The sequence below is a fragment of the Flavobacterium erigeronis genome (assembly GCF_054075165.1).
The window spans coordinates 116771-131491 of the sequence record NZ_JBSKGP010000007.1 but is presented as its reverse complement, the minus strand read 5'-3'; the positions used below and the strand labels follow the sequence as shown (position 1 = coordinate 131491).

The window sequence follows — 14721 nt, the reverse complement described above, 5'->3', positions numbered from 1 at the left end:
TCGATAATTTTTCAAATAAACCTTACAATGCATTTTTTATTCATTTTAATCAAACGTTCCGATGGAACGTTAATCCAATTTATCAATATTTCTTTTCTACCGATGAATTGTTCCTAACGGAACAACCTTAATGAATCCGAATCAAATTATTTCAATTCATCCCTAACCTCCATCAAAGCGAAACCTAGCAAATTCAATCCTTTCCATTTTTCAGGATAACTAGCATCAGTATGATCGCTTGCCATTCCGATTCCCCAAATTGGATCTACGGGACTAGCTTCTACAATAACTCTTTCATTTGTATTAATTAGAAATTCTCTTAAATCTTTGTTTTGACTGAATTTATGATAATTTCCTAGTTTTACGATTTCAAATCGATTTTCTAACCAAACTTTATCATCGTAATTTCTCACTTTTCTACCTAGTTTTTTAGCTTCAGCTGGAGATTTACAATCTATTATTTTAGCTAAAATTTCCTGATCGTTAAACAGTTCCGCTTTCTTTGCCATCATCCAATGTTCGGCTGTTTTGTAAACCACATTCTCTACTTCAAAAGAACTTAACCACCATTGGCTAAAACAGGTCTTAGAAATGCTTCCGTCTTTATTGGGCTGATGTCCCCAGAAAAATAAAAACTTACTTTCTGGAATTATGTTATCTATATTGTATTTCATATTTTCTATTTATTGATACAAAGAAGTGATGTTTTTGAAATCTTTTGAATCGGGTGAAAATGATCCGTAGATTGCTGCAAACTCTGTTGTGAGGCTTTCGAACTCATAATTTTGCTCTTCCAGCTGATCCATACAGGTTACAACCAAATTTCGTTTTGCCATTGGGCTGTAAGCTGCATCGAGTTGAAGAGCGTAATTCAACAGTTTATAATCCAAAGCTCCAAAACGCAAATCCTTTTGGAATTCGTTAAAAACACAAGTTTCTTCTTCGTTGTTTTTTAATTGTATTTCTCCTTCATTCGGCATCCAGCCATTTCCGTGTCGCGTGGTGTAACTTCTGGTTGCGTAATAAATATCGATATCTTCAATCTTCAGTTTATTACAAATTTCAATGGCATTTTTTGAAGTGGTATTCGCATACGTCACATTCGGAAAAACACCGTGATCCATGTCTAATAGAATTCCCTGGCTTCCTTCAAAAATTAGATTTTCATACTTATTTAAGAATGTATAATCTTCGATATTCCATTGTAAATTATCGATTGCTTCCAGATAACGTTCCACTTCTTCATCAATTCCGCTTTCATTCAAAAAACCATAATAATATGCGATTTGATTTAGTTTTTCTAAAAGCATTTCGCGCGGCGCAATCAAATCGATGGCGAATAATTTGTACGGACCTTCGTTTCTCTTCATTGTTGATCCGATGCCTTTTCCGCAGGTTCCGTTTTCGAGGTTTCGCACATTTCCTCTGTTGTGCCAAACATCAAAAGGGGTTGTGACTTTTGCTAGTGGATGAATATACAAATCCAGATTAGCATTTTTTTCCTTTAATTCTTCTCTTTCGTTGAATAAAAAAAGCGGATGAATCGTGCAATGCTCACTGTAATAAGATGGAAGACCACGAAGCGCTCCACTTGCAAAACTCGAATGCACGTGTTTTCTATCGTCGATCATAACCGTGTGCGCGGCCTGCTGTCCTCCCGAAAAGCGAATAACTATAGATTCAGGGTTTTGCTTTGCCAGAAAATCTGTTGTTATGCCTTTTCCTTCATCACCAAATCCTAAACCTATAACTATTTGTGCTGTTTTCATTTTGTTGTTTTTTTATGCCGCAAAGGCACGAAGGCGCAAAGTATTTTTTAAGTTTTTATTTTAATAATCTTTGCGACTTCGCGTCTTTGCGAGCAAATTTTCTTTCGCTAAAAAACTTTATTTGTTAATCTCGCAAAGACGCAGAGTCACAAAGCTTTTAAAGCATTTGTATATTATCTAAACCTGTATGATTTGAATCAGAAACTGGTATGGTTCCTAATCCAGAACTTTTATGTTTATCACAGATTATTTTTTTGATTACGTTTGGAATTTCTCTGTGATCTTCAATTGACAAACAATTCTGACCTAACAATTCCTTCCATTCCACATCGGCATTAATCGCTTGTCCTGAGTGCAAAACGCTAATGTGATATACATCGTAACGTTTTTGCGCTTCTGCTAATAATTCAAGATGCGTATACGTCTGTTGTCCCTGCCCCATTATTTCTTTGATCGCAGAAGCTGGAAGCGTTTTCAATCCTGGTTCGTCACCAACAGTAAACAGCAATCCTTTTTGACCTCTTTTTTCGAATGCATCGGTTTTGGTATGAAAAGCTGCGAAATACCATGCTAAAAGATAACTTTCGCCAGCATTTCCTCCGCCTCCGCCTTCGATGTAAGTTCTCGTTAACCACATATCCAATTCTTCGTCGCCAGACTCAAACTGTCCAACTTGAAGCGGAAATCTGTCGCATTCGTGGTCTCCGATTCCTAAGAATAAAAGTGCTGGATCTGGAACACCACCTTGGATGATTCCTCCCATTAATTTTGGCAATCCGTCTTTGATCAGTTCGTGCGGAATATGTCCCATACTTCCTGTAACGTCCAAACCTAAAATGATTGGAACTGTATTTGGATGAACATCAGAATCTCTGGCTTCTCTAAAAAGCACTCCGTTTGGATTCATCGATTCGTGAGCCATGTGTAACGCATTCTGTGTAAAAATTTCAGCAGCTGATTTACTAGCATAACCTACTTTTTTTGCTCTGCTTTCGCGAGCACCGAAATCATATCTTGTACCTCCCATAACTAATATTTTTTACCAAATAAATATTCAAATCTCTTTTTTGTTACTTCAAACTGGATGTTTAAATTTCTGATCGTCAGCGAAAGTTCCATGTCTTTTTGAACAAAGGCTTCCGGCTGAAAATCGGCAAATGTCAAACTGTTTTTATCTAGCGGGCTAATATCTATCAGTCCTTCTTGTTCTCTTTCGAGTCTTTTGATTTTCAATTCGATGTCTTCGACTCTTCTTCTGTAAATTAATTCAGAATCTTCACCAATTACTTTGGCTCTGTCTTCTCTAATCTGATCATTGTTTCTTTTTAAAGACTCAATAAATCTTGGTTTTAAATCGTCGCTCATAACTTTTTGGTTGTTTAAATTTTGTTTCAAGTTTCAGGTTTCAAGTTGTGTACTTGACTTCGAAATTGGTTTTAAACTTGAAACGGTTAATAGATTTGTTTTTTTAGAATCGGCATTTAACTTGAAACTTTAAATTAATTAAACACTTTTTGAAACTGTTTAAAGTTTTCTTTCTTTTCAGAACTATCAAATACTGCAAAAACGATCTTTTTAAAAGCACCTGCATATTTTTCTGCAATGATTTCTTTGAACATCTCCGCTACATCTTTGGTCTCATTTCTAAAAACCCCGCATCCCCAAGCTCCCAAAATCAAGGTATCTATATTTTGTTTTGCAGCAATTGCCAATACTTTATCCATTCTACTTTTGAAAACCTCTCCTATTGCTGCAATTTCTTCTTTTCTGTTATGCTGCAACATTGCACCTTTGTTTGGTGCTGGTGCAGTAATCATGTCTACAACAAATGGTTTTTCAAAATAACTTCCGTTATCATCATTCCAAAACAAAACATTTGGACTGTAAATCATGTAATCTGAATATAAAAACGAAGATTGATTTCTATTAAAGTCATACATTGTCTTGTCTTTAATCTGCGTTTCATAAAGATTAGATGATCTTGCCAGACTTTCTTCCTGAGCCGAAGCACCGCCAAGAAATCCTCCTCCTGGATTTTTCGCTGAAGCGAAATTTAAAACTCCGATTTTACCATTTTCTTCTTCAACAATCGCTTCAATAGTTGAACAGTTTTTGGTTACAATTTCTGTTTCAAACGTATTTTCAATCGGTATTTTTAAGATTGCATTCCAATCGTTTGGTGCAATAGTGAACGTATTTTTTTTAGATTCTTCGAGCTCTCGCTCTATGACTATCTTTTTTTCTTTGTATTCATAAAAACCATTTTTAATGATTTCTAAGGTTTTATTTGCTATTTCTACTCTATAATTTTTATTCATAATTCTAATTTTACAACCCCGACGTTTTCTCCCTCAAAATCTTTAAAAGAATTCGTTGTGAAAATTCCGTCGAAGCAGTTTAAAACTTCAAAACCTTTATTGAAAATTCCGTGGCTTACCGCTAAGTATAATTTTCCGGCATTTTTCTTTTTTAGTTCTTCGGCTAATCCTACGAAGGTCCCTCCTCCGTCGCAAATGTCATCTACGATTAAACAATCCATTCCTTCTAAATCATCATTGTAAACTTTAAAACCAGATAATTTTCCCGTTTTCACATCACGGCTTTTACTACATTCTACAACTTCAACTCCGCCTAAAAATTCAGAAACTTTATAGATTTTCTTTAATGCGCCACCGTCTGGAGAAATCAGTTTAACGTTGTCGCCAATTCTATTTAAAACTTCTTTGATAAAAGTATAATTTGGAATTACAGTGCTATTATTTAAAAGTGCTGGAGTAACTTCTGAATGTGCATCAAAAACAAAAACTTTATTTAACTGCATCGCATTGATGATATCTGCATAAACTTTTACAGATAAAGGTTCGCCTGGAATCATAACACGATCTTGTCTTGCTGCTGGAAAATATGGAATAAAAAGATCGATGATCTTGACATCCATTCTTCTTAGTGCATCAACAGTAACACACAGTAATCCTAAATCGTTGAATGAATTTAATCTATGTGTAATAGTAACTTTTCTATTTGGATCAAAATCTGGAGCAATTTTGATGTGCGGTTCTCCTCCAGAAAAAGTAAAACTTTGAAATTTGATTTGTTCCTGATTTTGAAAAGGAGCGAATTTTGGGTCGAGATTTAGTATCATAGTTTTATAGTTTGCGTTAATTATACGCAAATGTAGAATTTAATTTTAAATAAACAATTTATTTTGTGTAAAAATTACGCAAACTTTATTTCGAAGTGAATACCTTCTTTAATTAACTCTTTATATTTCAGTTTATTAAATCGAAATAATTTTGCTGGACGGCCTGTTTTTATTGGAGAATAATTTTCTGTTTCTTCCACGATTCCGAAACTGAGGATTTTTTTTCTGAAGTTTCTACGCTCAATTTCTTTTTCTAAAATGGTGCAATAAAGATTTTCGAGTTCTGAAAAAAGGAACTCTTTTGGAAGCAAATCGAAACCAATTGCCTCGTAACTTAATTTTGCTTTCAATCTTTCAATCGCTTTTTTAAGGATTAAATTATGATCAAAAGCCAGTTTCGGAATTTCATTGATTTGAAACCATTGCACTTTATCCACATCTGAATCGGCTTTTATTTCTAATTTTGAAGGATCTACCAATGCAAAATAAGCAACGGAAATCACACGGTTTCTTGGATCCCGCGTTATATCATCGCCAAACGTAAACAATTGTTCAAAGTAATTTACTTCGACATTTGTTTCTTCTTTGAGTTCACGTCTTACGGCATCGTTCAGTGATTCATCATTTTTCACTAATCCGCCTGGCAACGCCCAATACGACTCTGCCGAACCAAATTTCTGCTGAATCAAAAGTACGTACAATTGACTATTTTGATACCCAAAAACAATAGCATCAACTGCAACTCTAATATTTTGTAGATTTTCCATAACTATATATGTAAAAGGGAGTTCGCCACGAATTCACGAATTAAACTTTATACACTCTAAAGAAAAAATTCGTGAATTTGTGGCTAAAAAAATTATAATCGATTCCCAAAAAACAATTTGAGTTCTTTCTCTATTGTATCGAATATTGATTTCACATTATTATTTTTTGGCGCTAACAAATACACAAATTCTTCGGGAACGTGAAAGCTGTTCCATACTAACTGGAGTTTATTTTCTTTTATGTAATTTCTCGCGTTACAATTCCAGGTTACTGCAACGCCAGTATTTTTTGCTAAAAGCCTAAGCATTTCAGATTCTGAAGGAATAATATAATTAGGCACCATTGAAGGTCTCTTTTTATTAAATGCATGCAGCCAGAATAATTTGATATGCGGAATTCTTGCGTCATGACTGTACCATTTTTGCTCGTTGAGCCATTGTTCAATTCCAGTATAATTATCTGCTTTTAAGCGATTGCGGAATTCTGTAATGTCTAAACTTGATGGAGCAACCATAATAAGTTTAATCTTTCCCACTATTTCATAAGTCGTATCAAAAGTATCAAACCTTTTAGTCGTTATGGCAAAATCCAATTTTTTCGAATCGACCAAGGCAAAAAGTTCATCGTTTTCTGCAAAAGTAAAATCGATCATATCAAACTTTGAAATCAGCAGATTCCCCACACAATCAAAAAGATGTTTTGAAATTCCAACCGAAATTAATCGGTTCGCATCTTCTGCTTTTGCACGAAAACCAGTTTCGACACTTTCAAGACGATCGAGTGCATCTATTATCAAATTATTCAGTAACTTAGCGTACTCCGTTGGTTCAACGCCTTTTGATTTCCGATTAAATAATTTATTACCAACGTGCGCTTCAAGCATTGAAATCTGCTGACTAACCGCAGGCTGACTCATAAATAATTCCTTCGCAGCCACTGAAAAATTACCGTTTTTGTAAACTGCTTTAAAAGTTCTGTACCATTCTAGATTTACCATGATATAAATATATTTATAACAAACATAGTTTAATTTATTTTTACTAATATCACAATAGCCGTAAATTTGTTCAAAATTTAATATTCATGAAAAAATTAGCGCTATTCGCAATAACTGCATTTACAGCCGTAAGCATTTCGGCAGAGGCTCAAAAATCAAAAAAGAAGAGTATGAAAAAAGTATTATTTGTTGTTACCAGCAATGATAAACTGGGCAATACAGGAGAAAAAACAGGATTTTGGTCAGAAGAATTTGCTGCACCTTATTACGAATTATTAGATCAAGGAGTCGAAATTACCATTGCTTCTCCGCTTGGAGGACAACCACCGATTGATCCAAAAAGTGCAGATCCAGCATCTGCTACCGAAGACACCAAACGTTTTGACGCTGATAAAGTTTTGCAGGAAAAACTAAAAAACACTTTAAAGCTTTCTACAGTAGATCAAAAAGATTATGATGCTGTTTTTTATCCAGGAGGCCACGGTCCGCTTTGGGATTTGGTTGAAGACAGAAATTCAATCAATTTAATTGAATCTTTTTACACGCATAATAAACCTGTTGCTTTTGTTTGTCACGCACCAGCAGTTTTGAAAAACGTAAAAGTAAACGGTGAATATTTAGTAAAAGGCAAAAAAATAACCGGATTTACAAACGACGAAGAAGAAGCAGTCGGTTTAACCAAAGTAGTTCCGTTTTTATTAGAAGATGCTTTAGCTTCAAACGGAGGAATTTTCTCAAAAGGACCAAACTGGGCGCCATACGCTGTTGAAGACGGACTTTTAATTACAGGTCAAAATCCAGCATCTTCAAAATTAGTAGCTGGAAAATTGCTCGCTAAATTGAATAAATAAAAGGTACTAAGGTTCTGAGTTGCTAAGCTTCTAAGCTTTCTTCTCGGAACCTTAGCATCTTAAAAATTAAAAGATTTAACAACAAACTGCTAAGTTCAAAGTGAAAAAAACTTAGAACCTCAGAAACTTAGCAGCTTAGAACCTTAAAAAAAATGCTCAACTTTGAATTATACAATCCGACAAATTTAGTTTTCGGAAAAGGACAAATAGAAAAACTTTCGACTTTAGTTCCAAAAAGCGCAAAAGTGCTTTTGGCTTATGGCGGCGGAAGTATTTTTAAAAACGGAATTTACGATCAGGTTATCTCGAACTTAAAAGGTTTTGAAATTGTGGAATTTGGTGGAATTGAACCAAACCCAAGATTTGAAACTTTAATGAAAGCTGTTGATGTAATTAAAGCAGAAAAAATCGACTTTATTTTGGCCGTTGGAGGCGGATCTGTAATTGATGGTGTGAAATTTATTTCTGGCGCTGTTAACTTTGAAGGAAATCCGATTGATATTCTTCAAAAAAGAATCTTGATTAAAGAAAATGCCATGCCATTCGGAACTGTTCTGACACTTCCGGCAACGGGAAGCGAAATGAATTCTGGATATGTGGTAACAATCGAAGCGACTCAGGAAAAATTATCTTCTGGCGGAAGCGCTTTGTTTCCACAATTTTCAATTTGTGATCCAAACGTAATTGCTTCTTTACCAAAAAGACAAATTCAAAATGGTGTTGTAGATGCTTATACACACGTTCTGGAACAATATTTAACGTATCCAACTGATGCTTTTCTTCAAGACAGAATCGCCGAAGGAATTTTACAGACTTTAATTGAAGTTGGTCCAGGTGTTGTAGAAAATCCAACCGATTATACTTTAGCTTCCAACTTTATGTGGAGCTGTACGATGGCTTTAAACGGATTAATTCAGAAAGGGGTTCCAAGTGACTGGGCAACACACATGATTGGCCACGAATTGACTGCACTTTATGAAATTGATCACGCAAGAACTTTAGCGATTATCGGGCCTAGTTTATATCACGTAATGTTCGAAACTAAAAAAGCGAAATTAGCGCAGTACGGAAGACGAATTTTTAATCTAACAGGTTCTGACGAAGAAGTTGCAAAAGAAGCGATCAATAAAACCGTAGAATTTTTCCACACAATGGGAATGGACACTAAACTTTCTCAATACACAGAAGATTACTCTAAAACAGCAGATTTTATCGTAAATCGTTTTGAAGAAAGAGGCTGGAAAGGTTTAGGAGAAAATCAATTGGTGACTTTAGATAAAGTAAGATCTATTGTGGAGCTTAGCTACTAAAAGATAAATTCCAAATTTTAGAAATTCCAAATTCCAAGACTATCTACATTATGGAATTTGGGATTTTTTTATTTTGAATAAACTTGGGATTTCAAATTGGTATTTGGAATTTCAAAATTGGAATTTCAATAAAAAAGGCGTTCTTAACAAGTTTAGGAACGCCTTTTCAAAATACTAAAACAAAACTAACTAACTCAATTTTTTTTAAATTCATTAAAATTCTAATTAATAATCTTTTATAACGTCAGCTAAATGATTTTATTGTTGGCTATTCAAAAAAAATATTTTATTCTTAAACTTCTTGAAAGTCATTGCAATTAAAGCCATTTTTCAAAATTTCTTAAAACAGATTTTGCTTTATTAGCACATTATTAAGTACTTTTGTTTTAAATTATTAAAATAATGAGCGAAAATTTAAAATTTGCAGTGATTGGTGGTGGAAGTTGGGCAACGGCAATTGCGAAAATGTTGTGTGTAAATCTTTCCGAAATTTCGTGGTACATGCGCAATGATGCTGCTATAGAGCACCTTCAGAAGTACAAACACAATCCAAACTACTTAAGTTCTGTTGAATTTGATACTAAAAAACTCAAATTAACCAACAATATAAACGAGGCGATAGAATATGCAGATTATATCATCTTTGCAATTCCGTCAGCTTTCCTTGATGCCGAATTAAAAAACATGACGGTTTCTTTGGCTGATAAAATCATTTTTTCTGCTATTAAAGGAATTGTTCCTGAAACAAGTTTAATTGTCGGCGAACATTTCCACATTCAATACGACATTCCTTATTACAATATTGGCGTAATTACAGGGCCTTGTCATGCAGAGGAAGTTGCTTTAGAGAGACTATCGTACTTAACAATTGCCTGCGGTGATCCTGACAAAGCTAAAACGGTCGCTAAAACACTTTCTGGAAACTACATTAAAGCTAAAATTTCAGACGATATTATCGGTACTGAATATGCAGCAATGCTAAAAAACATCTACTCTATTGCGGCAGGAATTGCTCACGGTTTGGGTTATGGAGATAACTTTCAGTCTGTTTTGATGAGTAATGCTATTCGCGAAATGAAGAAATTCATTAGAAAAGTGCATAAAATGAAACGTAACATCAATGATTCAGCTTATTTGGGAGATTTATTGGTTACAGGATATTCCGTTTTCTCTAGAAACAGAATGTTCGGAAATATGATTGGAAAAGGCTACACCGTAAAATCTGCAATGATGGAGATGAGCATGGTTGCCGAAGGTTATTATGCAACAAAAAGTGCTTATAAACTAAATCAGGGTTACGGTGCCAAAACGCCAATTATCGATGCTGTTTATGCCGTTTTATACGAAGGAAAAGATGCTAAGTCTGTCTTTAGAAAATTAACGGAGTCTCTAGATTAGTATTCAGTGTTCAGATTTTTAGTGATCAGTTATCTCTAAAATAATAATAAAAAAAGTCAGAAATAATCTTATTTCTGACTTTTTTTTATTTCAAGTTACAGCTGAACACTAAAAATCTGAACACTGAACACTACTTAACCATCACTCCTTCAACAAACAAAATCGGCACTTCTTCTGTATTGTTTTCGTCAAGCGAATTGGCTTTAAAAGTAAACTTCTTGTCGTACAAAGTATTTCCGATAAAGAAAGTCACCATGAATTCGTTATTTAATGCTAAAAGGCTTTTCTCCACCAGTTCGATTTTTACAACCGAAACAGACGGAACCTCAACAAAAGCGTGACGCAGAATCGATGTTTTTTTCATTTCGCCGTCGATAGTTCCAAAAGCTTTCGAAACCACCATTACGCTGTCTAGATTAAAGTCGCTGTCGTTTACTAAATATGCATACCACACTTTTTCCATAAAATCGTCGCTCCATTCCTGCACTGCTGCAAGAAATACGTTTTCAACTTCTGGAATAATTATATCTTTTTTCATTTTTATTAAATTTTAAAAACCTTTGTCAAAGCCTAGACTTCAACAAAGGTTTGTTATTATAAATGATTAAAGATTTAGAATAATCTAAAATCTAAAATCAGAAATCTAAAATTATATGTTGGCTTTAAACTGCTCTAAGAAACGAACATCATTTTCGTAGAACATACGGATATCGCCAATTTGGTATAAAAGCATTGCGATACGCTCTACACCCATTCCGAAAGCAAATCCGTTGTATTCGTCTGGATTAATGTCACAGTTTTTCAAAACGTTTGGATCTACCATTCCGCAACCTCCAATTTCCAACCAGCCCGTTCCTTTAGTGATTCTATAATCGGTTTCTGTTTTTAGTCCCCAATAAATATCAATTTCGGCACTTGGTTCTGTAAACGGGAAATAAGACGGACGAAGACGAATCTTAGATTTTCCGAACATTTCTTTAGTGAAATAAAGCAACGTTTGTTTCAAATCTGCGAAAGAAACATCTTTGTCAATGTACAATCCTTCCACTTGATGGAAAATACAGTGCGAACGAGACGAAATCGCTTCGTTACGGAAAACACGTCCTGGAGAAATGGTACGAATCGGCGGTTTGTGATTTTCCATATAACGCACCTGAACAGAGGATGTATGCGTACGCAACAACACATCTGGGTTTGTCTGAATAAAAAACGTATCCTGCATATCACGCGCTGGGTGATATTCTGGTAAGTTTAATGCCGTAAAGTTATGCCAGTCGTCTTCTATTTCTGGACCTTCAGAAACGTTGAATCCGATATTCGCAAAAATATCAATAATCTGATTTTTAACAATTGAAATTGGGTGACGAGAACCAATAATTACTGGTTCTGCCGCACGTGTTAAATCACCAAAAATTCCTTTTGATTCTTCTTTACTTTCAAGCTCTTCCTGAATCGATTTTACTCTTTCTTCAGCAACCGCTTTCAAAGTATTCATTACTTGTCCAAAATCTTTTTTCTGGTCGTTCGGAATATTTTTAAACTCATTGAAAAGTTCTTTTACTAAACCTTTACTTCCTAAATATTTAATACGGAACTTCTCTAAAGATTCTTTGTTTTTTTCATTAAAGGCTTTTGCTTCCTCTATGTGTTGTTTTATCTTGTCTATCATTTTCCTCCAATGCTTGAGAATACAAATTTAAATAAAAAAGTGAGATGTGAAAAGCTAGAAGTAATAAGTATTTTGAAACTTCAACCCAAAATCTAAAATCTACACTCTGAAATCTAAAATCTATAATTCTATTCTATCAATTTTCTTTCTAAAAAATAATTTACAATCGCTTCTTTCATCAAAACCGATTGTTCTCCCGCTTTTAAAGGCGGTAATTCTTCTTTAACTTTATAATGTGGCCATCCTTCTTCGTCAAAATATTCGAATTCGTAAAATCCGTATGGCTCTAATAATCGACAGATTGCGATGTGCATTAAATTCAGTTTTTCGTCTTTTTTGTATTCACGGTGTACTTTTCCGTATTCCTGAACGCCGATTAGGTAAATTATGGCATCTAAATCTAAATCTTCGCCTTGCGAAAATTGATTAGAAAGTATATCAACGAGCTTTTCCCATCGCTCTTTTAATTGTGTATCTCTGGACATTTTAATTTATGATTTATGATTGTAGATTTTAAATTGCGAAGTGATTTGAATATTTCTAAAAATATCGAAACTGCAATCTGAACTCTAAAATATGAAGTCGCAAAGATACATACTCTTTACATATAATGCATATATATGCGTTGTAGTTGTTTTTAAACACATAGAATCATAGGATTTAGCATACACAAAAAGGCGTTTCACTTATTTTAAACAAACATAGCTATGTGTTTAAAATTCCATCCCAAAGAAAACCTTTGTCACTTTGCACCTATGAACCTCTGTCACTAAAAAAATCTATCTTTGCACCACATTAAACACCAAACCAGAACATGAGTTTTTTTGATATTATCGTTGCCGTTCTTTTATGTTATAGTTTATATAAAGGCATCAAAAACGGACTTTTTGTAGAAGTCGCTTCTTTTATTTCGTTGCTTTTAGGAATTTACCTTGCCATTAAATTTTCTTCTTTAATGACGGAAATGATTTCAAAACACGTGTCTTGGAATCCGACTAATATTCAAATCACAGCATTTATCCTGACTTTTATTCTGGTCGTGATCGGCGTTTATTTTTTAGCCAAAATCTTAACCGGAATAGCCGATTTTGCCATGTTAGGCTGGATGAACAAACTTGGAGGCGGATTTTTCAGGGTTTTAAAAACGATTCTGATCTTGAGTATTTTCATTGCTTTATTCGAAAAAATAAACTTCAATAACACTTTTGCCAAAAAGGAAACCCTGGATTCATACGTTTTTTATAATCCCGTGAAAAAAGTGGCCGCTTTTGTTTATCCGTCGATTGAAAAATGGTACGAAAGTTTTAAAAAAGAGCATTCTCAGAAATCGGAAGAAAAAGAAAATTCTGAGAACGAATAAAACCCCAACGGGGTTAAATGTTTATAGAAATTAATTACGTAAACGAAAGAGAGCTCCAGCGGAGCAAAATATTTATAGAAATGTTAATCATTCAGATGTATAAGAGCTCCCGCGGAGCGACGGCTAAATCTTGTAAAAATGTAAATATGTCGCTCCGCTGGAGCTTTTTTGTGTTAGATGATTTCATTTCTATAAATATTTTGCTTCTCCGAAGCATTTTTATCTTGATTCTACCAAGATTTCTAAAATAACAAATCCAAAACATTTCATCTTCAAATATTTGCAAGAAATATTTTATCTTGCTCCGTATTTCCAACAACCGATTTAACTAAAATCAAAAACCAATATGTTGTATTTAACGGGCATTATAATTACCTTTTTTCTGGTTGTTATTCTCGCAAGCAAACGAAACAAAAGTCAAGCCGATAAAATTTTGGCGCTTTGGTTATTTTGCACCGGTTTTCATTTGTTTTTGTATTACCTGCATTATCAAAAAGATTTTGCTTCGTTTCCTTTTCTTTTAGGTTTTGAACTTCCAATGCCGTTGCTACAAGGCCCATTTTTGTATTTGTATACTTCTGCTTTAACGAATCAGAATCAGTACAAAAAATACAATCTTTTGCATTTTCTGCCTTTTATAATTGCGGTTTTATTTCTGATGCCGTTTTTTTCACTTCCCTTTTCTGAAAAATTAAAGGTCTTCGAAAATGAAGGCAAAGGCTACGAAAATCTGATTTTGGTTTTATACGGTTTCATTCTACTTTCTGGAATAACGTATGCTTTGCTCTCGCTAAGAAAACTTTCCAAACACCAGAAAAATATTTCTGATCAATTTTCGTCAAGCGAAAAAATCAATCTTCGCTGGTTACAGTACTTAATTTTAGGTTCGAGTATTATTTGGTGCGTCGTCATTTTTTTTGAAGACGAATATATCTTTTCTTTCGTCGTTTTTTATCTGATGTTTATTGGCTATTTCGGAATCAAACAGGTTGGGATTTTTACCAATCAAACAATCGCCCAAAATTTAGTTTTGAATGTTTCTTTTAATGAAAATATCGAAATTGAAACTGTTTCAGAAAAAATAAAATACGAGAGGTCAGGTTTAAGCAACGTTGAACTTCAATCCATTCATCAAAAATTAACGCAGATTATGAAGGATGAAAAACTCTATAAAAACCCTGATCTGACTTTAGCGGAATTATCTCAAAAACTAGACATTCACCCTAACATTTTGTCACAGGTTATCAATTCGGCGGAGGGAAAAAACTTTTATGATTACATCAATTCACAACGAGTTGAAGAATTTAAAAAATTAATACTTCTTCCTGAAAACGAAAAATATACTCTACTTTCGGTTGCTTTTGAATGTGGCTTCAATTCAAAAACAGCTTTTAACCGAAACTTCAAAAAAGTAACTGGACTTTCTCCTTCTGAATATTTAAAATAAGTTTTTTAAT

Annotated in this window: 16 protein-coding genes; 5 read left to right on the top strand and 11 right to left on the bottom strand. The window is 34.0% G+C overall.

Annotation, left to right across the window (positions count from 1 at the left end; translation table 11 throughout):
• Positions 1 to 146: 146 nt before the first annotated feature.
• The 8 genes from ACWA1F_RS14795 to ACWA1F_RS14760 form a co-directional block, all read right to left on the bottom strand.
• Positions 147 to 674, bottom strand: coding sequence for an NADAR family protein (locus ACWA1F_RS14795; RefSeq protein ID WP_456894624.1), 528 nt, complete (start codon positions 672 to 674; stop codon positions 147 to 149).
• A gap of 9 nt (positions 675 to 683) precedes the next feature.
• Positions 684 to 1769 (bottom strand): adenylosuccinate synthetase, encoded by a 1086-nt coding sequence (locus ACWA1F_RS14790; RefSeq protein ID WP_456894622.1) that lies wholly within the window; start codon positions 1767 to 1769, stop codon positions 684 to 686.
• A 157-nt stretch (positions 1770 to 1926) separates the two neighbouring features.
• A complete protein-coding gene (locus ACWA1F_RS14785; RefSeq protein ID WP_456894620.1) occupies positions 1927 to 2796 on the bottom strand; it encodes a hypothetical protein in 870 nt (289 codons plus the stop codon).
• A gap of 2 nt (positions 2797 to 2798) precedes the next feature.
• Positions 2799 to 3134 carry a hypothetical protein gene (locus ACWA1F_RS14780; RefSeq protein ID WP_095928446.1) on the bottom strand — a complete coding sequence of 112 codons (336 nt, stop codon included), beginning with the start codon at positions 3132 to 3134 and terminating at the stop codon, positions 2799 to 2801.
• A 134-nt stretch (positions 3135 to 3268) separates the two neighbouring features.
• Positions 3269 to 4087 (bottom strand): TIGR02452 family protein, encoded by an 819-nt coding sequence (locus ACWA1F_RS14775; protein WP_306153593.1) that lies wholly within the window; start codon positions 4085 to 4087, stop codon positions 3269 to 3271.
• Complete coding sequence (gene prs / locus ACWA1F_RS14770) at positions 4084 to 4911, bottom strand: ribose-phosphate diphosphokinase (RefSeq protein WP_456894617.1); 828 nt, start codon at positions 4909 to 4911, stop codon at positions 4084 to 4086. The genes ACWA1F_RS14775 and prs overlap by 4 nt, the downstream gene beginning before the upstream one ends.
• A gap of 74 nt (positions 4912 to 4985) precedes the next feature.
• The gene (locus tag ACWA1F_RS14765; RefSeq protein ID WP_456894615.1) at positions 4986 to 5678 is read right to left on the bottom strand and encodes an NUDIX hydrolase; all 693 of its coding nucleotides are present in this window, start codon (positions 5676 to 5678) and stop codon (positions 4986 to 4988) included.
• A 92-nt stretch (positions 5679 to 5770) separates the two neighbouring features.
• Positions 5771 to 6676: a LysR family transcriptional regulator gene (locus ACWA1F_RS14760; RefSeq protein ID WP_456894613.1), complete on the bottom strand. Its 906-nt coding sequence runs from the start codon at positions 6674 to 6676 to the stop codon at positions 5771 to 5773.
• Between the two features lie 86 nt (positions 6677 to 6762).
• Between ACWA1F_RS14760 and ACWA1F_RS14755 the strand changes: the two genes are divergently transcribed.
• From ACWA1F_RS14755 to ACWA1F_RS14745, 3 genes are all read left to right on the top strand, one after another.
• Positions 6763 to 7527: a type 1 glutamine amidotransferase domain-containing protein gene (locus tag ACWA1F_RS14755; RefSeq protein WP_456894611.1), complete on the top strand. Its 765-nt coding sequence runs from the start codon at positions 6763 to 6765 to the stop codon at positions 7525 to 7527.
• Between the two features lie 152 nt (positions 7528 to 7679).
• On the top strand, positions 7680 to 8837 hold the full coding sequence (locus ACWA1F_RS14750; protein ID WP_456894609.1) for an iron-containing alcohol dehydrogenase: 1158 nt from the start codon (positions 7680 to 7682) through the stop codon (positions 8835 to 8837).
• Positions 8838 to 9239: 402 nt separating this feature from the next.
• Positions 9240 to 10235, top strand: a complete 996-nt coding sequence (locus ACWA1F_RS14745; protein ID WP_306153604.1) for an NAD(P)H-dependent glycerol-3-phosphate dehydrogenase — start codon at positions 9240 to 9242, stop codon at positions 10233 to 10235.
• A gap of 130 nt (positions 10236 to 10365) precedes the next feature.
• Here ACWA1F_RS14745 and ACWA1F_RS14740 read toward each other — a convergent pair whose 3' ends face one another.
• From ACWA1F_RS14740 to ACWA1F_RS14730, 3 genes are all read right to left on the bottom strand, one after another.
• The gene (locus tag ACWA1F_RS14740) at positions 10366 to 10773 is read right to left on the bottom strand and encodes a hypothetical protein (protein WP_306153606.1); all 408 of its coding nucleotides are present in this window, start codon (positions 10771 to 10773) and stop codon (positions 10366 to 10368) included.
• Between the two features lie 111 nt (positions 10774 to 10884).
• Positions 10885 to 11904 carry a phenylalanine--tRNA ligase subunit alpha gene (pheS, locus tag ACWA1F_RS14735; RefSeq protein WP_125718092.1) on the bottom strand — a complete coding sequence of 340 codons (1020 nt, stop codon included), beginning with the start codon at positions 11902 to 11904 and terminating at the stop codon, positions 10885 to 10887.
• A 128-nt stretch (positions 11905 to 12032) separates the two neighbouring features.
• On the bottom strand, positions 12033 to 12389 hold the full coding sequence (locus tag ACWA1F_RS14730; RefSeq protein WP_456894606.1) for a hypothetical protein: 357 nt from the start codon (positions 12387 to 12389) through the stop codon (positions 12033 to 12035).
• Between the two features lie 329 nt (positions 12390 to 12718).
• On the opposite strand from ACWA1F_RS14730, the gene ACWA1F_RS14725 reads away from it, so the two are divergent.
• Together ACWA1F_RS14725 and ACWA1F_RS14720 are read left to right on the top strand one after the other, a co-directional pair.
• Positions 12719 to 13264: a CvpA family protein gene (locus ACWA1F_RS14725; protein ID WP_456894604.1), complete on the top strand. Its 546-nt coding sequence runs from the start codon at positions 12719 to 12721 to the stop codon at positions 13262 to 13264.
• A gap of 346 nt (positions 13265 to 13610) precedes the next feature.
• Positions 13611 to 14711 carry a helix-turn-helix domain-containing protein gene (locus ACWA1F_RS14720; RefSeq protein ID WP_456894602.1) on the top strand — a complete coding sequence of 367 codons (1101 nt, stop codon included), beginning with the start codon at positions 13611 to 13613 and terminating at the stop codon, positions 14709 to 14711.
• Positions 14712 to 14721: the final 10 nt, after the last annotated feature.